Origin of the sequence: Chromatocurvus halotolerans (assembly GCF_004340525.1) — a bacterium.
Lineage (GTDB): Bacteria > Pseudomonadota > Gammaproteobacteria > Pseudomonadales > Halieaceae > Chromatocurvus > Chromatocurvus halotolerans.
This window is the reverse complement of record NZ_SLWX01000002.1, coordinates 84,146-105,791: the sequence shown is the minus strand read 5'-3', so window position 1 is coordinate 105,791 and position 21,646 is coordinate 84,146. Positions and strand designations below refer to the sequence as shown.

Annotated in this window: 20 protein-coding genes; 14 read left to right on the top strand and 6 right to left on the bottom strand. The window is 62.0% G+C overall.

Annotation, left to right across the window (positions count from 1 at the left end; all coding sequences use genetic code 11):
• Position 1 precedes the first annotated feature (1 nt).
• The 3 genes from EV688_RS02660 (at position 2) to EV688_RS02650 (ending at position 2,054) form a co-directional block, all read left to right on the top strand.
• Complete coding sequence (locus tag EV688_RS02660; protein ID WP_117314512.1) at positions 2-412, top strand: thiol-disulfide oxidoreductase DCC family protein; 411 nt, start codon at positions 2-4, stop codon at positions 410-412.
• The gene (locus EV688_RS02655; RefSeq protein WP_117314510.1) at positions 403-1,047 is read left to right on the top strand and encodes a flavin reductase family protein; all 645 of its coding nucleotides are present in this window, start codon (positions 403-405) and stop codon (positions 1,045-1,047) included. Before EV688_RS02660 ends, EV688_RS02655 begins: the two co-directional genes overlap by 10 nt.
• Positions 1,048-1,115: 68 nt before the next feature.
• Positions 1,116-2,054 carry a DUF3014 domain-containing protein gene (locus tag EV688_RS02650; RefSeq protein WP_117314508.1) on the top strand — a complete coding sequence of 313 codons (939 nt, stop codon included), beginning with the start codon at positions 1,116-1,118 and terminating at the stop codon, positions 2,052-2,054.
• Between the two features lie 32 nt (positions 2,055-2,086).
• On the opposite strand, the gene EV688_RS02645 is transcribed toward EV688_RS02650, so the two are convergent.
• From EV688_RS02645 to EV688_RS02625, 5 genes are all read right to left on the bottom strand, one after another.
• A complete protein-coding gene (locus tag EV688_RS02645) occupies positions 2,087-2,602 on the bottom strand; it encodes a regulatory protein RecX (protein WP_240624183.1) in 516 nt (171 codons plus the stop codon).
• An 81-nt stretch (positions 2,603-2,683) separates the two neighbouring features.
• Entirely contained in the window at positions 2,684-3,736 is a 1,053-nt protein-coding gene (gene recA, locus EV688_RS02640) for a recombinase RecA (RefSeq protein ID WP_117314505.1), read from the bottom strand.
• Between the two features lie 252 nt (positions 3,737-3,988).
• Entirely contained in the window at positions 3,989-5,044 is a 1,056-nt protein-coding gene (locus tag EV688_RS02635; RefSeq protein ID WP_117314503.1) for a M14 family metallopeptidase, read from the bottom strand.
• Positions 5,041-6,519: a glutamate-cysteine ligase family protein gene (locus EV688_RS02630; RefSeq protein WP_117314501.1), complete on the bottom strand. Its 1,479-nt coding sequence runs from the start codon at positions 6,517-6,519 to the stop codon at positions 5,041-5,043. The genes EV688_RS02635 and EV688_RS02630 overlap by 4 nt, the downstream gene beginning before the upstream one ends.
• A gap of 45 nt (positions 6,520-6,564) precedes the next feature.
• Complete coding sequence (locus EV688_RS02625) at positions 6,565-7,671, bottom strand: S-(hydroxymethyl)glutathione dehydrogenase/class III alcohol dehydrogenase (RefSeq protein WP_117314499.1); 1,107 nt, start codon at positions 7,669-7,671, stop codon at positions 6,565-6,567.
• Between the two features lie 214 nt (positions 7,672-7,885).
• Between EV688_RS02625 and EV688_RS02620 the strand changes: the two genes are divergently transcribed.
• From EV688_RS02620 to maiA, 3 genes are read left to right on the top strand one after another with little or no spacing between them, the layout of a single operon-like run.
• On the top strand, positions 7,886-9,070 hold the full coding sequence (locus tag EV688_RS02620; RefSeq protein ID WP_117314497.1) for an acyl-CoA dehydrogenase: 1,185 nt from the start codon (positions 7,886-7,888) through the stop codon (positions 9,068-9,070).
• 22 nt (positions 9,071-9,092) lie between these two features.
• Positions 9,093-10,079 carry a fumarylacetoacetate hydrolase family protein gene (locus EV688_RS02615; RefSeq protein WP_117314495.1) on the top strand — a complete coding sequence of 329 codons (987 nt, stop codon included), beginning with the start codon at positions 9,093-9,095 and terminating at the stop codon, positions 10,077-10,079.
• A gap of 18 nt (positions 10,080-10,097) precedes the next feature.
• Positions 10,098-10,760, top strand: a complete 663-nt coding sequence (gene maiA / locus EV688_RS02610; RefSeq protein WP_117314493.1) for a maleylacetoacetate isomerase — start codon at positions 10,098-10,100, stop codon at positions 10,758-10,760.
• A gap of 17 nt (positions 10,761-10,777) precedes the next feature.
• On the opposite strand, the gene pcaF is transcribed toward maiA, so the two are convergent.
• Positions 10,778-11,989: a 3-oxoadipyl-CoA thiolase gene (gene pcaF / locus EV688_RS02605; protein ID WP_117314491.1), complete on the bottom strand. Its 1,212-nt coding sequence runs from the start codon at positions 11,987-11,989 to the stop codon at positions 10,778-10,780.
• 238 nt (positions 11,990-12,227) lie between these two features.
• Between pcaF and hmgA the strand changes: the two genes are divergently transcribed.
• From hmgA to EV688_RS02565, 8 genes are all read left to right on the top strand, one after another.
• Positions 12,228-13,541 carry a homogentisate 1,2-dioxygenase gene (gene hmgA / locus EV688_RS02600; RefSeq protein WP_117314489.1) on the top strand — a complete coding sequence of 438 codons (1,314 nt, stop codon included), beginning with the start codon at positions 12,228-12,230 and terminating at the stop codon, positions 13,539-13,541.
• Between the two features lie 193 nt (positions 13,542-13,734).
• On the top strand, positions 13,735-14,115 hold the full coding sequence (locus tag EV688_RS02595) for a VOC family protein (RefSeq protein WP_117314488.1): 381 nt from the start codon (positions 13,735-13,737) through the stop codon (positions 14,113-14,115).
• 61 nt (positions 14,116-14,176) lie between these two features.
• Positions 14,177-14,938 carry an NYN domain-containing protein gene (locus tag EV688_RS02590; RefSeq protein WP_205686450.1) on the top strand — a complete coding sequence of 254 codons (762 nt, stop codon included), beginning with the start codon at positions 14,177-14,179 and terminating at the stop codon, positions 14,936-14,938.
• 271 nt (positions 14,939-15,209) lie between these two features.
• Positions 15,210-17,294: an AfsR/SARP family transcriptional regulator gene (locus EV688_RS02585; protein WP_117314486.1), complete on the top strand. Its 2,085-nt coding sequence runs from the start codon at positions 15,210-15,212 to the stop codon at positions 17,292-17,294.
• Between the two features lie 133 nt (positions 17,295-17,427).
• Positions 17,428-18,045 carry a sulfotransferase family protein gene (locus EV688_RS02580; protein ID WP_117314484.1) on the top strand — a complete coding sequence of 206 codons (618 nt, stop codon included), beginning with the start codon at positions 17,428-17,430 and terminating at the stop codon, positions 18,043-18,045.
• Between the two features lie 109 nt (positions 18,046-18,154).
• Positions 18,155-19,822, top strand: coding sequence for a peptide ABC transporter substrate-binding protein (locus tag EV688_RS02575; RefSeq protein ID WP_117314482.1), 1,668 nt, complete (start codon positions 18,155-18,157; stop codon positions 19,820-19,822).
• Positions 19,822-20,757 carry an ABC transporter permease gene (locus EV688_RS02570; RefSeq protein ID WP_117314480.1) on the top strand — a complete coding sequence of 312 codons (936 nt, stop codon included), beginning with the start codon at positions 19,822-19,824 and terminating at the stop codon, positions 20,755-20,757. Before EV688_RS02575 ends, EV688_RS02570 begins: the two co-directional genes overlap by 1 nt.
• Positions 20,754-21,641 (top strand): ABC transporter permease, encoded by an 888-nt coding sequence (locus EV688_RS02565; protein WP_117314478.1) that lies wholly within the window; start codon positions 20,754-20,756, stop codon positions 21,639-21,641. The genes EV688_RS02570 and EV688_RS02565 overlap by 4 nt, the downstream gene beginning before the upstream one ends.
• Positions 21,642-21,646 lie beyond the last annotated feature (5 nt).

The window sequence follows — 21,646 nt, the reverse complement described above, 5'->3', positions numbered from 1 at the left end:
CATGACAGACGCCTCCATGAAAGCAACGCTGTATTACGATGGCCAGTGTTCCCTGTGCGCCGGTGAGATTCAGCGTCTCGCCAGGCTTCAGCAGGGTTCACTGGCCCTTCAGGATATTCATGCCCTGAATTCCACAGAAAATCTGCCTGACCGCGACACCCTGCTCAGGACCCTGCACCTGCGTACCGGTAACGGTGACTGGCTGACGGGCGCAGACGCCAACGTCGCTGCCTGGCAGCACACACGCCACGGATGGCTGTGGCGGTGGCTGCGCTGGCCAGTTATCGCCAGCATTGTGGACGCGTTCTACGCGCCCTGGGCGCGCTGGCGTTACCGGAGACTGTACGGCAGTCCGGAGGCGCAGGCCTGCAGAGCGCGCGGCGACGGCAGCGATGACCGCCCATGCAGCTAGACGACCAGGACATCGCCGCACTGGATAAGCGGTACCGGGCTGCCCTGATCAACGCCGTCACCGGTTACAAGCCAGCCAACCTGGTCGCTACCGCCGACGCCCAGGGCCACAGCAATGTGGCCATCATGAGCTCTGTTGTGCATCTCGGCTCGCGTCCACCCCTGATTGGGCTGGTCATCCGGCCCGATCCGGTTGACCGCCACACCCTCGACAATATTCTCGAGACCGGGTACTACACCATCAACCATGTGGGCGAACACTTCATCGAGTCGGCCCACCAGACCGCGGCCCGCTACCCGCGCGAGATCTCGGAGTTCGAGGCCACCGGGCTTACGGAACACTGGCATGAGGATTTCCACGCCCCCTTTGTCGGCGAGGCGACAGTGCGCATGGGACTGCGCCTGCGAGAGCACCAGAAGCTGGCGATCAATGGCACGCACCTCGTGATTGGCGAGGTCGTGCTGCTGGACCTGCCGGACGACTGTGTCGATGCCGAAGGCAGGCTCGATCTGACGCGTGCGGGAACCGTCGCCCTGTCGGGCCTCGATACCTACCATGCCGGAACGCCGCTGAAGGTCATGGCTTACGCCAGTCCCGACAGTGCCCCTCGCGATCTCGGGCCGTCAGCAACATAGCGAGTGTCTGTTGCCTCGGTTTTTGTTACCTTTGGCGCGGTGTCCGGGTCAAAGGCACGGGAGGCAACATGCAGGCAAACCGCAATCAGCGACTGAGCGATGACAAAGCACCGCAGCGCAGCGCCAATCCAGCAAGACAAACCCTGATAACGGCAGTCTCGGTACTGATATTGGCGGTCTTTGCGTGGCTGATGCTGCGGGATGACAGCGACACGGTCCCCGTGGAGACCGCACCGGAAGTCGCAGCGCCGGAGCCAGTAACGCCCGCTGAACCCCCCGCCCCCATCGCGCCGGACATCCCGGTAACCGTAGACACCTCCGAGTGGGCTGGAGCGAGCGATCCCGAAGGCGAGGTGGGCAATGAGAATGTGGATGACGCCGATAACATCCAGCCAGAGGCGCCAGCAGAGCCCACTGAGCCGCCTCTGACCCTGGCGAACAGCGACGACAGACTGCGTGAGCAGTTGGGCGAGGTCTTTTCTGATGGTATCCCCGGGGAAGTGCTGCGCAACAACAACCTGGTCGAGCGCAGCGCGGCCGCCATCGACTCTATTCGCAGAGGCCTGGTTCCTGACAGATTGCTTAACCTGCAGCGCCCGAAAGGCGCGTTCAAGGTAAGAACCCAGAATGACCAGACGATCATAGACCCTGAGAGTTACCGCCGTTACGACGCGATGGTGAACTCATTGGTCGACGCGCCCATCGCGCCCATGGTCAGCGCGTTTCAGCGCTTCCGTCCGCTGCTGGAAGAGGCATACGGTGCACTGGGTTATGCGCCGGATGAGATGGATAATGCACTGATTGCAGCCCTGGACCAGATCCAGGCAACCCCGGTGATCGAAGGCGTGGTAGCAGTAGAACGCAGTGAGGCGGTCTGGGCCTATGCGAGAAAGGACCTTGAGTCGCTTTCCCTCTTGCAGAAGCAGCTGTTGCGCACTGGCCCTCACAATGTTCGCCGCATCAAGGAAAAGGCGCGGGCTCTGCGGGAAGCGCTGCTCAACCCCTGAGCGCTGTGCCCGACGTCAGCAGACACAAGCAGTCAGCCCAGAGGGGCCGGCAAATGCTCCCGGCTGAAGCCTCGGTAGGCGAGAAAGCGCAGGATTCGGGCTTTCTCAACCAGCGGTAGCGGCTCGGCCACGGCACCGAACTTCTTTGTCAGAGCCCGACGGGCTATGTCATGCCAGTCAATACCGCTGACTGCCAGTATCGACTCTGCCAGGCTATCGTCTACGCCGCGTTCCTGCAATTCACGCAGGATGCGCGAAGGTCCGTAGCCACGACCCGCACGCTGATGTACGTAGCTTTCTGCAAAGCGTTCGTCACTCTGTAGACCCTCTTCAGCGAGACGTTCGACAGCCTGCTGTATCAGGTGTTGGGGATAGCGGCGGAGCAGTTTGCGCTCGAGTTCGAAACGGGCGTGCTCGCGTCGCGCGAGCAGGTCCATGGCCGATCGACGCACAGCGATGATGTTGGCGTTGGCTTCACCGTCATCGCCCCCCTGACTGTCGATCTCGTCCAGACCGGACGGATCAGGGTTACCCGTCATTCGCGACATGCGCCATAACCATTACCAGTGACAAAAAAAGGCGCCGGGCGTGAGAGTGGGATCAGTGGGACCCGGCGCCTGAAAACCGCTTCAGTCTTCCTCGGAATCGGCTGACGCCTCGGCAACTGTTGCCTCCTCCGCCTTCTTGGGCGACTTGAGTTCCAGCACCTGAGCTCGGATCAATCCTTCAATTTCACTGGCGAGCGCCGGGTTATCCGTGAGGAATTTCGAGGCGTTGGCCTTGCCCTGACCGATCTTGTCACCCTTGTAGGCGTACCACGCACCTGACTTTTCGACCAGATCAAGCTTGACACCCCAATCAATGATCTCCGCCATGCGATTGATACCGTAGCCGTACATGATCTGGAATTCAGCCTGCTTGAAGGGCGGCGCCACCTTGTTCTTGACCACCTTCACGCGTGTTTCGTTGCCGACTACCTCATCGCCTTCCTTCACCGCACCGATGCGGCGGATATCCAGCCTTACCGAGGAATAGAACTTCAGGGCGTTGCCACCGGTTGTGGTCTCCGGCGAGCCGAACATCACGCCGATTTTCATTCGGATCTGATTGATAAAGATCACCATGCAGTTGGTCTGCTTGATGGTCGCCGTCAACTTGCGCATGGCCTGGCTGAGCAGACGGGCCTGAAGACCCACATGGCTGTCACCCATCTCGCCCTCAATTTCCGCCTTTGGCGTCAGCGCTGCAACAGAGTCGACCACGAGCACGTCAATGGCGCCGGAGCGCACCAGCATCTCCGTCACCTCAAGGGCCTGCTCTCCGGTATCGGGCTGCGACACGATGAGATCGTCGACCTGAACACCGAGCTTTTCGGCATAGGAAGGATCGAGTGCGTGCTCGGCATCGATAAATGCGGCTGTACCGCCGGCTTTTTGTGCCTCGGCAATCACCTGGAGGGTGAGTGTGGTCTTGCCGGAGGACTCCGGACCGTAGATTTCGCAGATTCGTCCACGTGGCAGACCACCGATACCCAGGGCAACATCGAGTCCGAGAGACCCCGTGGAAATGGACGGGATAGCGATCCGCTCGTTGTCACCCATGCGCATGACCGTGCCTTTACCAAACTGACGGTCGATCTGGCCGAGTGCCGCCTGCAGCGCCTTCTGTTTGTTCGGATCCATAAGTCTTCTCCATTACCTGCGATATGCCAGTCCGGATTTTCAGCCGGCGGTAGCGACACCTTGTGTCGCTCGTGTTTTTGACTTTTCTGCCTTCGCAATTTTCGGAAAGCGGCGTCGGGACGGCTGAAAAGCGCTACCGCCAAACCACTGTATATATAGTCAGTGTTCGCGCTGACAAATGCAAGTGTGGAAACGGCATGAATTCGGCCTTATGCGGTCGGCGCGCCAAAACCTGCGTGAAAAAGCGACAGGTCAGATACCTACAGGCCCTGTTCCGGAGATGGGGCTGCCATCCGCCGACACGGCGTAGAACAGGCAGTCACTCTCAGCGATCCCCGCATGCGTGGTGATCATGAACAGAATGAGCGTCTGGGCAGGATACAGCACGCCGTCAATCACCTGCACGAGCTGCCTTACCGCGCACAGTCCGGAGGCATCCCTGGCCTGAAACAGCTGCCGCGGATCGGCATCGCTCCAGCCCAGCGGTGTGTTTACCGTCACGGTGCCGAAATTGTGATGTTCAATGACCGGGTTCAGGGTCACGTCGTGGCCGCGCTGCGGGGTATCTGCATAGGTCAGGGTGACGCCGTCCCGGAGCTCGAGTCGCAGCGGTGCGTCGAGTTTCTCCAATGGCGTCGCGTTACCGTGCTGCGGCGAGATCCGGGGCGCTTGCGCAAACCGCTGCAGGCCGGCCAGGGCAATGGTGTCGGCCCGGGGGTCCTCGCACCCGCCGACTTCGACAGTCACGATCGGGCGGGTATCGCTGCTGCTTTCCATCAAGGCTCCGAGACCCAGTGAGCAGACCACCAGACGATGGGTAAAGAATGCCGCAATGGCGTCATGGAAGGGATCATCAAACGCGACGACGGCAAAGTCGGGGCCCCGGCCGGAGGTGTTGTGCATGTCCACAACCGCCTCGGGATCGTGCAGCTCCAGCAGAGTCAGGATCTCCTCTGCCAGGCGACCCTGCTCGTCCTCGAACGGTGGCCGGAAACAGCGGTTGAGATCCCGGGCGCGGGGCAGCATGCGATGCGAGAACAGTGGCTCACAAAGCGCCGCAGACACCGATGCAATCATCAGCAGAAGATTCACCGCCGGCCGCTCGGCGCTGCGCAGCCAGTGCCAGATGGCGTGCAGACCCGAAGGCTCGTTGCCGTGCAGCAGGGTCACCAGCGCACGGCAGCGCGAGCGGTCCTCGCCATCCACCTTGATGCACAGTGGACCGCGATAGCGTGAGAGCATGGCCTCGGGAGACTGGGCCAGATCGTGCTCCCCCGGATTATGCAGGAACGTGAACCGTCGCCTCATGGCAGGGGCCAGCGGGCGACCGGCAGGTTTGCCTCACTGTGCGTCATGAAGAGTTTCAGCATGGCGTGCAGTGCGCGGTGCGAGGTCATGTCCTTTTCGAGTCGACGCCAGGCCTTGAGCTGCCAGTCGGCCGCCGTCACCCCACCGTGGAGGCGTGTCTCGATAATACCCAGATAGTGATCGATCTCGTCGGCCTGCACGCCTACCGACGCCAGGCCTTCCCTAGCCACTGGCAGCAGCGAGGCGATAATGCCGGTCACCGGCTGCTCGCGGAGGCGGTACTGGGCCTGCCTGGGCCATACCAGATTCGCCTGCAGGCCGTGCTGTGCGGCACGATAGAAATTGTACTCGGCGATGTGGAACGGAATAGCGGGGAGCAGGCGATTGATGTCGGCGCGCAGGCCCTCGGCAAGTCCGATCAGAAAGGCCGCATTGGCTACCATGTCGACGGCGGTCGGGCCAGCCGGGAGTGCGCGCATTTCGATACGCAGGTGGCCGCCATCCGCCGGGTCGTACACCGGCCGGTTCCACAGCCAGACGGTGCTCAGGTGCAGGCGCAGCTCCCGCAGTGCCGGAGCCTCGCCATCGGCGAGCGGGCATGTGTCGTCCGCGCAGACCGGGATCAGGGGATGATACAGACGCACCGCCTCCTCGAACAGCTCGAACGCCCCGCGCCTGACCCAGCCGCGGCCGAAGTTCACCCGCGCGGGCTCACTCCAGGAGTAGCGGTCACGCTGGCGGATATCGATGGACTGCTTGAACAGTGGAATGCGTGTCTCGCGCCACAGGGCGTGCCCAAACAGCGTCGGCGAGTTTGCGGCAAGTGCCAGCGCCAGCGGCGTCACCAGCTGCAGCGCGTTGAAGGTATCTGCGAACGCCGCCGGCGCAACCCGGTAGTGCACCTGGAAACTGGTGTTGGCGCCCTCCAGAGTGATGTCCGCCATATCGAGACGCAGCGGATCGTCACCACTGATATCGATGCAGAAGTCGCTGCCGCGACGTTCGATAAGCTGCTTCACCAGCGCATGATAGCGCGGCTGGTCGGTGACGCAGTCGGCGCCGAAGTCGCTCTGTTTCAGCGTCGGCAGGATGCCAATCGGCAGCAGATGGCCGCCGTGACGGGCAGCGAGTTTGCCGAGATCCGCAAGTCGCGCCACGATCTCCGCTTCCGTGCCGGCAAAGGCAGCGGCGTCGAGCAGCCGCGGCGTCAGGTTGTACTCGAGGTTGTAGCGGTTCAGCTCCAGCGTCAGCTGAGGGTCACCGGCGGCGCTGTGGATGGCCTGATTGGCATGCAGGGGCTCGCCGGCCTGGTCCACCAGGTACATCTCGAGTTCGGCACCGAGGGATGGCGGCCCCTCGCCAAAACCCGGGGTCTGCAGAAGCTCCGCCAGGCTGGCCAGATTGCCTTCCAGAGCCGCCTGGAACGCGGTGAAATCCTGCGTACTGAAGTCGCTGCGGTCGATCTCGAGCCCCATGCCTGACTGCCCCCTTGTGCGACCGGGACCCTGAACCGGCCCGATTCAGTAGTGTATGACGGAGCGGATACTCTCTCCCGCGTGCATCAGATCGAACGCCCTGTTGATATCGTCCAGCGGCATGGTGTGAGTGATCAGGTCGTCAATGTTGATGCGACCCTCCATATACCAGTCGACGATTTTCGGGACATCGGTGCGTCCACGCGCCCCACCGAATGCCGTGCCGCGCCAGCTGCGTCCGGTGACCAGCTGGAACGGGCGGGTGGAAATCTCCTGCCCCGCACCAGCCACACCGATGATGCAGCTCTGGCCCCAGCCCTTGTGGGCACATTCCAGGGCCTGGCGCATGACCTGCACATTACCTATGCATTCGAAGCTGTAGTCGACACCGCCACCGGTCATCGCAATGAGATGCTGAACCACATCGTCTACATCGCGCGGGTTGACGAAATCTGTCATGCCGAACTGCCTGCCGAGGGCTTCCTTTGCCGGGTTCATGTCAACGCCGATAATCCGTGAGGCACCGACCATGCGCGCCCCCTGAACGACATTCAGGCCAATGCCACCCAGCCCGAAAACCGCCACCGTCGCGCCCGCCTCAACGCCCATGGTGAAAGCTACCGCACCGATACCCGTGGTAACGCCACAGCCGATATAGCAGATCTTGTCAAAGGGGGCGTCCTTGCGCACTTTGGCCAGGGCGATCGCCGGCAGGACAGAGTGATTGGCAAAGGTGGAACAGCCCATGTAATGCCGCAGCGGCTTGCCATCGAGGGAGAAACGCGAAGTACCATCGGGCATGACACCCTGCCCCTGGGTCTCGCGAATGGCCTGGCACAGATTGGTGCGCGGATGCAGGCAGTAATCGCATTCCCGGCATTCCGGTGTGTAAAGCGGAATCACGTGGTCACCGGGCTGGAGACTCCTGACGCCCTCGCCCACTTCCAGCACGACACCCGCGCCCTCGTGACCGAGGATTGTCGGGAAGGCACCCTCAGGGTCGTCCCCCGAGAGGGTGAAGGCATCGGTGTGACAGACCCCCGTCGCCTTCATTTCCACCAGCACTTCACCCTGGCGTGGTCCCTCGAGATCGACCTCGCAGATCTCGAGTGGCTTTCCGGCGCCGAAAGCGACTGCTGCGCGTGTTTTCATGATGTCTCTGGCCCTGTTTTCGGAGAGTGCTTGCTTGTGCGGGAAGCATATCGGTCACCGGGAGAAAAACCAAGGCGCGGGAAACAGCCATGATTCGCCGCCGGCGCGCGGGTCGGCCAACTTCCTGTTGGGAGGCCATGGTATTGCCCGTAAACTAGGTGTGCGGGAGCCAGGCTGGCAAACACTGTAAGATAGTCGTGACGAGGTGACATTTATGAGTGGCAAGACAAGCTGGCGTGCCCTTGACTGGCGCGACCCATTTCTTCTGGAGCAGGAGCTCACAGACGAGCAGCGCATGGTTCGCGACAGCGCACGCAAGTATGCGGCCGCGTCACTGCGACCCCGCGTGCAGCAGGCCTTTCGCGATGAGTACACTGACATTGCGATCTTTCGCGAGATGGGTGAACTCGGGCTGCTTGGCAGCACCATCAACGGCTATGGCTGTCCCGGCGTCGACTACACCAGCTATGGCCTGATTGCGCGGGAAGTCGAGCGGGTGGATTCCGGCTACCGCTCAATGATGAGCGTGCAGTCATCGCTGGTCATGTACCCCATTTACGCCTACGGCAGCGAGGAGCAGCGCGAAAAGTACCTGCCGCGTCTGGCCACCGGGGAGTGGATCGGCTGCTTTGGTCTCACCGAGCCAGACCACGGTTCCGACCCCGGGTCGATGGCAACCCGCGCAACCAGCGTCGATGGCGGCTACCGGATCAACGGCGCCAAGATGTGGATCACCAACAGCCCCATCGCTGACGTGTTCGTGATCTGGGCAAAGACCGACGATGGCAAGATTCGCGGCTTTATCCTGGAAAAAGGCATGGCAGGACTCTCGGCGCCGAAAATCGAGGGCAAGCTGGCCTTGCGCGCCTCGGTCACCGGCGAGATCGTCATGCAGGACGTGTTTGTGACCGAGGAACAGCTGCTGCCGAATGTACACGGCCTCAAGGGTCCCTTTGGCTGTCTCAACAATGCGCGCTACGGTATTGCCTGGGGTGCCCTCGGCGCTGCCGAGACCTGCTGGTTTGCGGCCCGCGACTACACCATGGAACGCAGCCAGTTCGGGCGTCCGCTGGCATCCAATCAGCTGATCCAGGTCAAGCTCGCCGACATGCAGACTGACATCAGCCTCGGACTGCAGGGCTGTCATCGTGCGGGACAGCTGCTGGATGCAGGAGAGATCGCGCCGGAGCTCATCTCTCTGATCAAGCGCAATTCCTGTGGCAAGGCCCTCGATGTGGCGCGCAAAGCCAGGGACATGCTGGGCGGCAACGGCATTTCCGACGAGTACCCGGTGATGCGCCATCTGGTCAACCTGGAAGTCGTCAACACCTACGAAGGCACGCACGACATTCACGCTCTGATTCTCGGCCGCACGCAAACCGACATTCCGGCATTCTGAAGTACGCAAGGAGAGAAGTACCATGAAGCTCGCATCGCTCAAACACGGACGTGACGGCAGGCTCCACATCGTCAGTAGCGACCTGTCGCGGGCCTGCCCCGCCGACGATATTGCCCCGACGCTGCAGGCAGCGCTGGATGACTGGGCGGCGCTGCAGCCGAAGCTGCAGGATCGCTATGACGCGCTGCAGGCCGGAACGGCAAAGAGCATCACATTCGACCCTGCAGACTGCGACGCACCGCTGCCGCGGGGCTATCACTGGGCCGACGGCAGCGCCTACGTGACCCACGTGGAACTGGTGCGCAAGGCACGCGGCGCGGAACTGCCGCAGTCATTCTGGGAAGATCCACTGATCTACATGGGTGCTTCCGATGCCTTTATCGGTGCCAGAGACCCGATCCCCGTGCAGGATGAGGCCTGGGGCATCGATTTTGAAGCCGAGGTCGTGGTGGTCACCGACGACGTTCCCGCGGGTGTGACGCCAGCGCAGGCCGCCGGACACATCAAGCTGATCGGGCTGGTCAACGACGTGTCACTGCGCAACCTCATACCGGCAGAGCTGGGCAAGCAGTTCGGCTTTTATCAATCCAAGCCGTGGACGTCATTTACGCCCACTCTGGCCACGCCGGATGAGCTCGGCGACGCCTGGGACGGTCACAGGCTGCATCTGCCGCTATACGCCATTCACAACGGCACCAAAGTCGGCAGTCCGAATGCGGGCGTGGACATGGTTTTCGATTTTCCGACGCTGATCGCCCACTGCGCGAAGTCGCGCTCTCTCGTTGCCGGCACCGTCATCGGCAGCGGTACGGTATCCAACGTTGGCAGCAAGGATGGCTCCTGCTGCCTGGCCGAAGTCCGCTGTATCGAAACCATCGAACAGGGTGAGGCAAAAACGCCGTTCATGTCCTTTGGCGACCGCATCGAAATCTACATGCGCGATGCCGACGGCAACAGCATTTTCGGCGACATTGACCAGCAGGTGGAGGCCTACACGCCGCCCACTTGATTGCGCAGAGAAAATCTTATGCAGCTTTACAGCTATTTCCGCTCATCCGCCGCCTACCGGGTCAGGATTGCCCTCAACCTGAAAGGACTCGACTACGGCGTGATACCGGTAAATCTCGCTGCCGGGGAACAGCGCAGTGACAGCTACCGGCGGCACAATCCGCAGGGACTCGTGCCGACGCTGGTTACCGGTAATGAGGCGTTGACACAGAGTACCGCCATTCTGGAGTGGCTGGAGGAGGAATACCCGGAACCGGCGCTGTATCCACGGGATGCCCTGCTGCGGGCCCAGGTACGCGCGCTGTGCCAGCTCGTTGCCTGCGACATCCATCCTCTGAACAATCTGCGGGTGCTGAAATACCTCAAGGGCGAACTCGGCCAGGACGAAGACGCGGTGCGGCTGTGGTACGCACACTGGGTCATCGAGGGCTTCACCGCGCTGGAGAGCCGCCTGCCGGAGGAGGCCTTCGTAAACGGCGAGGCACCGGGAATGGCGGAAATCTTTATCGTGCCGCAGATCTACAATGCCGAACGCTTTGCGGTAGCGCTGGGGGATTTTCCACGGATCCGCGCGCTTCGGGATCGCTGCGACCTGCTGCCGGCGTTTCAAAAAGCGCATCCCAGCGCTCAGCCGGATGCGCCTGCTTCTTCTCCCGCGGGGTCAGGTCCCAGCGGGACCTGACCCCGGAAGAGGTCGCCTCAGACGCTGTCCACACGCTCGATAATCACCGCAATACCCTGCCCTACACCAATGCACATAGTGCAGAGTGCGAAGCGACCCTGCCTGCGCTGCAGCTCGTAGAGCGCGGTGGTAACCAGTCGCGCACCGCTCATTCCCAGCGGATGGCCAAGGGCAATCGCGCCGCCATTCGGGTTCACCTGCGGGGCATCGTCGGCCAGGCCCAGCGCCCTGGTGACCGCCAGGGACTGCGCGGCGAAGGCTTCGTTCAGCTCGATCACATCCATCTCTGCAAGCTCGAGGCCAGACTTCGCGAGAACCCGGCGCGTTGCCTCTACCGGGCCGTAACCCATGATGCGCGGCGCAAGCCCGCTGGTGGCCATGGCTACCACCCTCGCCCGCGGCGTCAGGCCAAAGCGCGATGCCGCGTCCGCTGACGCCAGCAGCAGTGCACAGGCACCGTCGTTAACCCCGGAGGCATTGCCGGCGGTGACCGTGCCGTTATCGCGAAACGGTGTCGGCAACTTTGCCAACGCGGCAAGGGACGTTTCCCGGGGGTGCTCGTCCTTTGTCACCACCACCGGATCTCCCTTGCGCTGCGGAATCGTCACCGGCGTCAGCTCTTCATCAAAACGTCCGTCGGCCTGGGCCGCCGCCGTTCGCTGTTGGCTGCGCAGCGCAAACGCGTCCTGATCTTCGCGACCGATGGAGAACGCCTCTGCGACGTTCTCGGCAGTTTCCGGCATGGAGTCCACCCCGTACTGTTTCTGCAGCAGCCGGTTGATGAAGCGCCAGCCCATCGTGGTGTCATACATCCTGACGTCGCGCCCGAAAGCACTGCCGGTCTTGCTCACGACAAACGGAGCGCGGGACATGGATTCCACGCCGCCGGCGATCGCCAGTTGCATGTCGCCACAGCGGATGGCGCGCGCGGCACTGCCCACCGCGTCCATACCGGAACCACACAGGCGATTGAGCGTGACGCCAGGCACCGTTTCCGGCAGGCCCGCCAGCAGCAGGCTCATGCGCGCGACATTGCGATTGTCCTCACCGGCCTGGTTGGCACAGCCGTACCAGACATCCTCCACCTGCGACCAGTCGACACCGGGATTCCGCTCCTGCAGGGCCCGCAGCGGTATTGCACCGAGGTCGTCGGCGCGAACCGCCGACAGGGCCCCGCCGTAGCGGCCTATGGGGGTGCGTATGGCATCGCAGATAAAAGCCTCTTGCATGGATCAAAATCTCCCTGGTTATCTAACAGTTGTTGCTTCTGGTTTGCCTCTCGGCTGTTTCTCGTGGGGCGTCCAGCGACGTAACGCGTGCTGCATCGGTGCGGGTCGTAACTGCCATCAACGACGTCGCCGGCGGCGGCAGTATGGTAGACCTAAAGCCCTCGCACAGCGAGCGGCTGTCGTCTGCATGGAATATCCGTCAGACTTGCGGCTACGAACAGCAACCAGGACAACGGTCATGAGTGAGCCAGCAACAGGACCGCGCTATCTCACCGGTTTTGATAACGAGCACGAAACCGAAGCGCTCGAGGGTGCCCTGCCACGCGGGCGCTTCAGCCCACAGCGGGTTCCCTACGGACTTTACGCCGAACAGTTCAGCTCAACCGCCTTCACCGCACCGCGAGCCAGCAATCGGCGGACCTGGCTGTATCGCATCCGACCCTCGGTGGTTCAGGGCGATTATGCCCCGTACCCCGAGGGCAGTCCGCTGCTTGCCACCGGTCCACAGAGAACCAACACGCCACCGAACATGCTGCGCTGGGACCCCTTGCCACTGCCCGAGGTTGATGTCGACCTGGTGGATTCCCTGACCACTGTCGCATCCTGCGGTGATGCACTGGCGCAGCAAGGTATGGGGATACACCTGTACGCCGCCAACCGCTCCATGCAGGATCGGTATTTTTACTGCGCCGATGGCGAATGGCTGCTGATTCCCCAGCAGGGTGAGCTGCGGTTGCGCACCGAATGCGGCGTGCTGGACGTGGCGCCCGGATTTGTCGCCGTGATCCCCCGGGGAATGAAATTCGCGGTGGATCTGCCGACGGGACCTGCAAGAGGTTATGTCTGCGAGAATTACGGTGCACCCTTCGTGCTGCCGGAGCGCGGCCCGGTGGGCGCCAACGGCTATGCCAACGATCGCGATTTCGAATACCCGGTCGCGCACTATGAGGACCGGGAAGGCGACATTGAGCTGCTGTGCAAATTCGCGGGCCACCTGTACCGCGCACCGATAGACCACTCACCCCTCGACGTGGTCGCCTGGACCGGCAACTCCGCGCCCTATCGCTATGACCTGTCGCGCTTTAACGTGATCGGCTCGGTCAGCTACGATCACCCGGACCCGAGCATCTTGACAGTGCTGACCTCACCCTCGGAGACGGAAGGCGTCGCCAACGTGGACTTCGTCATCTTTCCACCACGCTGGATGGTGGCGGAAAACACCTTCCGACCGCCCTGGTTCCATCGCAACGTGATGAACGAGTACATGGGACTTATCGAGGGCGTCTACGATGCCAAGGAGACCGGTTTCCTGCCCGGTGGCGGCAGCCTGCACAACTGCATGTCGCCCCATGGACCCGAGGCGGCGGTGTTCGAAAAAGCCAGCAACGCGACCCTGAAGCCGGAGCGTTACGTCGATACTCTGGCCTTCATGCTGGAATCGCGCTACCTCATCCAGCCGACGCCCTGGGCGCTGGAAACCTCCCTGCGCCAGCGCGACTATTGCCGCTGCTGGGAAGGGCTGACCCGACACTTCGATCCAACTCGTCCCTGAGCCTCTCTGCGGTGTCGATACGGCCTCGCGGCCGCTGTTCTCGCGCAAGCGGATCCAGCAAGTCGCGCGTCCGGCAACGAGCGATCAGGCCACGGCAATAGGCATTTTGCAGCGTGCCTGTAGTCCTCGGAGCGACTCTCTTGATACAGTTGTCCGCCTTGACCAAACCGTCAGCCCCTGAGGATTACCAACCATGTTCAGCCACATCATGCTCGGTGCAAACGATATCGACGCCGCCCAGGCCTTCTACGATGCCACCCTGGGCGCCCTGGGCTATCCGCCCGGCAAGCGCGATGATCGCGGTCGCCTGTTCTACATGACCGAGAAGGGCATTCTCGCCCTGACGCCGCCCATCGATGGCAAGCCGGCCACCGCCGGCAACGGCTCCACCATCGGCTTCGCCGCAACGAGCCCCGAGCTTGCCGACGCCTGGCATGCCGCGGGGCTTGCCAATGGCGGCACTGCCTGCGAGGACGCGCCCGGGGTGCGCGAGGGCGGCCTCGGCCGGCTCTATCTCGCCTACCTGCGCGACCCCTCCGGCAACAAGCTCTGCGCCCTGCACCGCATGGGCTGAGGCAGCACGGAGCCTTCGCTCAGACATCGTCGGCGGCTATCGAAACACCCGGGACATACCAATGGAACACAGCAAGAAGCTTGCCGTACTGATCGACGCCGACAATGTCAGGCCCACCCTGTGCGAAGCACTGGTGCAGGAAGTCGCCAAGTACGGGGCGGCCAGCGTGAAACGCGCCTACGGCGACTGGACGACTCCACAGCTGTCCTCCTGGAAGCCCCTGCTGCACGAATACGCCATCAGCCCCATGCAGCAGTTCAGCTACACCTCAGGAAAGAACTCCACCGACTCGTCCATGATCATCGATGCAATGGATCTGCTGTACACCGAGAAATTCGACGGTTTCTGCCTGGTGACGAGCGACTCCGATTTTACCCGGCTGGCAACGCGCATCCGTGAATCCGGCCTTGTGGTGTATGGGTTCGGTGAAAAGAAAACGCCAGGCTCCCTGCAGGCCGCATGCGACAAATTCGTGTTCCTCGAGGCGCTCGCCGCCTCCTCGGATGAGGCGAGTTCAACCGGTGATGCCAAGGGACCCGCCAAGGAGAAGAAATCCAAAAAGCAGCTTAACCAGGACGCCAAGCTGATCAGCCTGCTGCGCGGCGCGGTCGAGGCCTGTGCCGATGACGACGGCTGGGCAAACATTGCGGCAGTCGGAGGGCACATCGCCAACCAGAGCTCTTTCGACTCCCGCAACTACGGCTACCGGAAACTGAGCACCCTGATTGAGACCACGGAACTGTTCGATATCGAGAAGCGCAACAAGCGCGGCAGCAACGCCCATGACCTGTACATCAGAGACAAGCGTTTCTCCGCATCGTGAAAACCGGGGTGGATATTTCCACGCAGCACACGCCGGCGTGGGTCCTCGGCGGAATCACCGTACCGGAATACAGTCTGACCCTCATTGGCTTTGCTTTACCGTGAGTTTTCGCAGCGACCCTTTACCCCGTTGATAATCGAAAATCGTATTCTCCTGAGTTTGCCTAGCCATCCTGTGTCTTCTCTCGTCGCAAATCGTCAGATTCGCAATCGAGAGATTAACCGGGCATGATCCTTGAGAATAGAAGAAATAATCAGCGATCGGGTTCGGCATGGCTTTGGAAGAGACGGCACCGGTCGAGAGACCACTTGCTATTTCCCTGTTTGGAGACTTTGCTGTCCTGGATGCGCAGGGCTCAGACATCAGTATTTCAAACCGGCGCGGACGCGCGCTCCTGGTTCTCCTGTGCCTTGCGCCGGGCAATGCGATCGAGCGTGAACAGATCAGCAAGCTCCTCTGGCCAGGGCGTTTCACGCAGCAGGCGCGCGCCAGTCTGCGCCAATGCCTGTATGACCTGAACCGGCAGCTGCAGCCGTTCGGATCGGACATCCTGCAAGTTTCCCACGCGCGGGTCGCCATCAAGCCGGCTAAAATCTGCACGGACCTCGGAACACTCGAAGCCGCACTATCTGGCGGCGATGCCCACAGCGCGATCCGCCTTCTGAACGAAACGTCCGGCAATACCCTGGCTGCCGGCATGGCATTTGGCGAACCGCTGGAGGCCTGGCTGGCCGGCAGGCGTCTGCAGATCGAAAGCCGGCTGAGAATCCTGGCCGACCGTCTATCATCGGCTTTGAACGCGGCAGGCGATCAGCGAGTCGCTGAAGAGCTCATGACTGCCTGGCGCATGCGTGAAAACCCCACGCGCCGGCAGAAGCGGGTCGGCGTCGCGGTCCTGTCCTTCGCGCAGCATGACGAGATTGGCGGCGAGTTCTATCTCGCCGAGGGCGTTGTCGATGAACTCTACGCTCATCTCGGCAGGGTCTCGGACATCGCGGTGGTGGGGCGTACATCGGTCGACGCCCTGACAGGTCTTGGGCTAATGCTTCCGGAATTCGCGGAGCGGCTGAATGTCGCCTACCTGATCGAAGGGATGGTGCGCCGCACATTGTCTGGTGTCTTCATCACCATTCAGCTGATCGACGGGCCCTCAGGCCGCGAGATCTGGTCCGACCGGCTCGAAGGCACGGTCGAAACATTTCTGAATACCCGGCAGGTGTTCAGTGCCCGGATTGCCACCAATATCTGCAGGGCGCTTGGCGTTAGCATGACCACAGGTACGCAGCGGCGAATGACGGCCAATCGCGAGGCCTATGCACTCTATCTGCAGGGGCGCTCTCTGGTGCAACGATCCATGTCCGAAGGTGCGGTCGCCAAGGCCGTCGAACTCCTGGAGCAGGCACTGCAGCTGGACGCTGGTTTTGCCGAGGCCTGGACTGCGTTGGCAGAGGCACACGTACACACGGCCGTCTACACGCCCTGCGTGGAGCGGGTTGCCCGATCGGAGCAGGCCGCGATCTGCGCGCAGCGAGCTCTGGAGCTTGACAGCAGTCAGGGCCATGCCCTGGTCCTGCTCGGCATTCATGAGTGGACCCGGTTCAATCCCGGCGCCGCGTTGAAATACGCCCTCGAGGCCTATCAGCTCGAGCCCAACAATGCTGACGTCAGCGTCAGGCTTGGATCTTTCCTGCTTTACCTGGGACGCACTCGGGCGGCGCTTCCTTATATCGAGGCGGCCATTGAGCAGGACCCGGTCTATGGCCGCAACTACGGCATGCTTTGCATCGCCCATCTCAATCTGGGCAACCATGACGCCGCACTGGCGGCCGGTCGCAGGATGGTCGATCTGGGCATGCCGGGATTGCATCTTGCTACAGTCCAGGCCGCATGCGGGGATCATGCCAGCGCCATTGAAACCTATTACCGCACACGCCTGCTTATGGGATCGGTGATCACTCCGCCGCCGGGCACCGGCGTGATCTCTGAGGAGACGCGTGACCTCTACTGGACGACCGCTGCGAGAGGCGTCTGTTCAGGCGAGCCGGACGCACGCGCCACCTACTGCCAGATGCTCGACATGCTGCATGCGGCGATGGCCGACCCCTATGACCCCTCCATCGCCTGGCCCGCCATCTGGATGGGGCATGCCAGTCTCGTCATGAAACTCTATCGTGAGCGGATGCACCCGGCCAACATGCCCGGACTGATGAGCCTGTGGACGGATGTGGAGCCGATCCGGCAGATCCGTCTGCATCCGGAATTCATATCCTTCGCGGAAAACATTGGTCTGGTCACCGCGTGGGAGACTTACGGCTGGCCGGACCTGATGCCGGGCGATCCGCGCCTGCCGCAATAGCGTTTTGACGCTTTATTGACGCCCGGTGCGATTGACGCCTGTCGGCGGCTGCCCCCATTCTTGGCTTCAGAAATTCAATGGGATTGCAGGGGACTGCAAGCCTGAACGCTCTGACAACTCAGGAAAGCAAGACATGAAAGTCATCGGCGCCGGGCTCGGCAGGACGGGCACCTATTCCCTGAAGGCCGCACTGGAGCGGCTGGGCTTCGGCCCCTGCTACCACATGGAGAGCGTGCTGCACGACATGCCGCTGCGCGTGCCGCACTGGAACGACGCGCTGGCGGGCAGGGCTGATTGGGCCGCGCTCTTCGAGGGCTTCAACAGCGCGGTCGACTGGCCCACAGCATCCTTCTACCGCGAACTCAGCGCCGCCTTGCCCGATGCGCGCTTTATCCTGTCGACGCGCAGCCCGGACAGCTGGGCGGCGTCCTATGGTTCGACCATCGCCAAACTGGTGGCCGACCGGGCCAATGCACCAGAGCCCATGCAAGCCTGGCTCGACATGGCCCACAGCGTTACGGCACGCTGCGCAGTTCATGACAACATGTCGGACGCAGCCCTTGCACAGGCCTTCATGACGCATGAAGCGTCTGTGAAGGCGACGATCCCGGCGGAGCGCCTGTTGGTTTTCGAGGCGAAGCAAGGCTGGGCGCCACTCTGCGACTTCCTCGGCGTCGACGTGCCAGACGAACCCTACCCCCGCACCAATGACCGCAGCGAGTTCTGGGAGCTTGTGGAGAAGGGGCAATGAATCTTCGAGGCAAGGAGGCGAAGAGCAAGAATAAGCAGAAGTTTTATCGGGCGGTGGCCGTTGCCAGGGTTAAAACGGTGCAGTGGCGCATTCTGCGGAACCGCGAAAGATGACGGCTTTCCGGCAGCTGATTACGGCAGTCACTGTGTCAGGGCTGCTCGCCTGCTCCGCCGGAGAAAACAACGTAGAGCGCGGCAATCGCGAGGGCATTCTCTATTTCGGCAACGGCACCGAGCCGCAGACCATAGATCCACATGTGCTGACGGGCTCGCCGGAAGGCAATCTGGCTAGCGCGCTGTTCGAGCCGCTGATCGCCCGCAATCCCTATACCCTGGAAATCGAGCCCGGGGTGGCCGAGCGCTGGGAGTTCAACGCCGACCGCTCAGTGATCACCTTTTACCTGAATCCCGAGGCCCGCTGGTCGAACGGCGATCCGGTCACGGCACAGGACTTCGTCTGGTCCTGGCAGCGGGCCCTGAATCCGAAGATCGGCAACCAGGTCGCGGACGTTGTGTTCTACCATATACGCAACGCCGAGGCCTACCATCTTGGCCGCATCGACGACCCCGACGCCATCGGCGTACAGGCGCTTGACGCCCATACACTGCGCGTGGCGCTTGAGTACTCCAACCCGTTCGCTCTGCTCAAGTTTACCTACGTTTACCTCGCTCCCGTGCATCGCGCCACTATCGAGGCCCACGGCGCACCCACGGACCGTTTCTCGCCCTGGACACGCCCCGTGAATTTTGTCGGCAATGGGCCCTTCACGCTCGATGAGTGGAAAATGCAGCGTTTCGTCAAGGTCAAGCGCAATCCCTACTACTGGGATAGAGATAATGTGGCGCTCAACGGTATTGTGTTTCGGCCCATCGAGAGTTCGACCACCGAGGAAAAAATGTTCCGCAGCGGACAGCTGCACACGGCGCTGAACCCCCCGAACAGCAAGATCCCGGACTACCGGGCACAGTCCGAAACGCCGCTGGTGGAGGGGCCCTTCATGGGCATTTACTACTACATGATGAACATGGAGCACCCGCCACTGGACAACGGTCGCGTGCGCAGGGCCATGGCATTGTCGATTGATCGGGAAACACTGGCGCGATCTGTGCTCCAGGATACGGTAACCGCCTGGTCCAGCTACGTACCTTTCGGCATGCCCGACTATGAACACACGCACATCCTGGACTTTGACCCCGAAGCCGCGCGGCGTCTGCTGGCTGAAGCGGGCTATCCGGGTGGCGCGGGATTTCCCGCGCTGACGCTGAAGTACAACACCGCGGAGAACCACCGCAGCGTTGCCATTGCCGTGCAGCAGATGTGGAAGCAGCATCTGAATATCGACGTGCAGATCGCCAACGAGGAATGGCGCGTTTATCTCGATAGCCTGGACCAGCACAACTACGATATCGCCCGCATGGGCTGGGTCGCGGACATTTACCCCGGGTCCTTCCTCGACACCATGATCAGCACCGGAGGCACCAACCGCACGGGTTTTGCCAACGCCGAGTACGACAGAATCATTCTCGAGGACCTTCGCGCAACCCCGGACAAGGATGCCCAGATGCAGCTATACCAGCGCGCGGAGCGTATCTTTCTCGAAGAGACACCGCTGATTCCGATCTATGCCTACAAGACCAAGCGGCTGGTGCAGCCCAGCCTGCAGGGCATGCCAGCCAACGCTGGCGACATGCTGAATTACAAATACGTGGTGCTCGACGCGGATGCCCCGGCGTGGAAATGGCAGACGCCTGCAGACAACAGGCAGGCAGCCAACTGATGTGGCGGTTCATTGGCAGTCGTTTACTGCAGGCGGTGCCGGTGATCCTCGCCGTGATCACCGCGACCTTTTTCCTGGTGCGCATGGCGCCGGGGGGCCCCTTCGACAGCGAGAAAGCCGTGATCCCCGAGGTGAGGGCAGCACTGGAGGCTCAGTACCGGCTCGATCAGCCGCTGGCAAGCCAGTACTTCGCCTATCTCGGTGACCTCGCGTCCGGCGATTTCGGTCCCTCCTTCAAATATCCCGGTCGCAGCGTCAACGAACTCATCGCTGCCGGTCTGCCGGTAACGGCGGAACTCGGGTTCTATGCGCTCCTCATAGCAACGCTTATCGGCGGTCTCGCTGGCGTTCTCGCCTCACTGAAACCCAATACGGCGCAGGACTATGTCCCGATGGCACTGGCCATGCTGGGTATCTGCATGCCGACCTTCCTGCTCGGCCCGCTGCTGGTCCTTCTGTTCGGCATCAGGCTCGAGTGGCTTCCGGTTTCGGGCTGGGGAGACCTGCCCGGCGACAAGATCCTGCCCAGCCTGACACTCGGCGCCGCCCTGGCCGCCTACATCGCCCGCCTGTCGCGCGCCGGCATGCTGGAAGTGCTGTCACAGGATTACATCCGCACCGCCCGTGCCAAGGGCCTGCCGGAGTGGCAGGTGGTGACAAGGCACGCGCTGCGTGGCGGCCTGTTACCGGTTGTGACCTTCCTGGGGCCGGCTTTTGCCGGCCTGCTTGCAGGATCCTTCGTGGTGGAAAGTATTTTCCAGATACCCGGGCTGGGACGCTTCTATGTGCAGGCCGCCTTCAACCGGGATTACACGATGATTCTCGGGACCACGGTATTTCTGTCAACGCTCATCGTACTGTTCAACCTGATGTCCGACGTTCTTGCCGCCTGGCTCAATCCCCGGCTGCGAGCCCAGTACGGGAGCAGCGCATGACGACTGAGGTCATCACGGACATTGCCCAGGCCGAACAGGGCACCTCGCTATGGCAGGATGCCTGGGTACGCCTGAAAAAGAACCGACTGGCTGTGTGCGGTCTGATCGTTCTCCTGATCATGGTCATGACGGCACTGCTGACGCCGTGGATCGCGCCCTACGCCTTTGATGCACAGAACCTCGATCTCGGTGCAACGCCCCCGTCGGCGGCGCACTGGCTGGGAACAGATATTTTCGGTCGCGACATGCTCACCCAGATCCTGTACGGCGGGCGCATTTCCCTCGCGGTGGGCTTCATTGCCACCACTGTCGCCCTGCTGATCGGGGTCACCTGGGGAGCCATTGCCGGCTACGTTGGCGGGCGGGTGGACGCGGTGATGATGCGTCTGGTGGATATCCTGTACGCCCTGCCGTTCATGATCTTCATCGTGCTGCTGATGGTGGTTTTCGGGCGCAATATGCTCCTGCTGTTCCTGGCCATCGGCGCCGTGGAATGGCTGACCATGGCGCGCATCATGCGTGGGCAGGTGCAGTCGCTACGCCAGCAGGAGTTTGTCGAGGCGGCAATTTCCCTGGGCCTGCCGACGTCAACCATCATACGACGCCACCTGGTGCCGAACGCGCTGGGACCGATCATCGTCTACACCACGCTGACCATTCCCGGTGTGATGCTCCTCGAGGCATTCCTCAGCTTCCTCGGTCTAGGCGTGCAGCCACCCCAGACCTCCTGGGGTCTGCTGATTTCCTATGGCGCAGATACCATGGAAGAGTACCCCTGGCTGCTGATCTACCCGGGCCTGACGCTCACTGTCACCCTGTTCTCGCTCAACTTTCTCGGTGACGGGCTGCGCGATGCGCTGGACGTTCGCGGCTCCAGGGATTAGCGGCC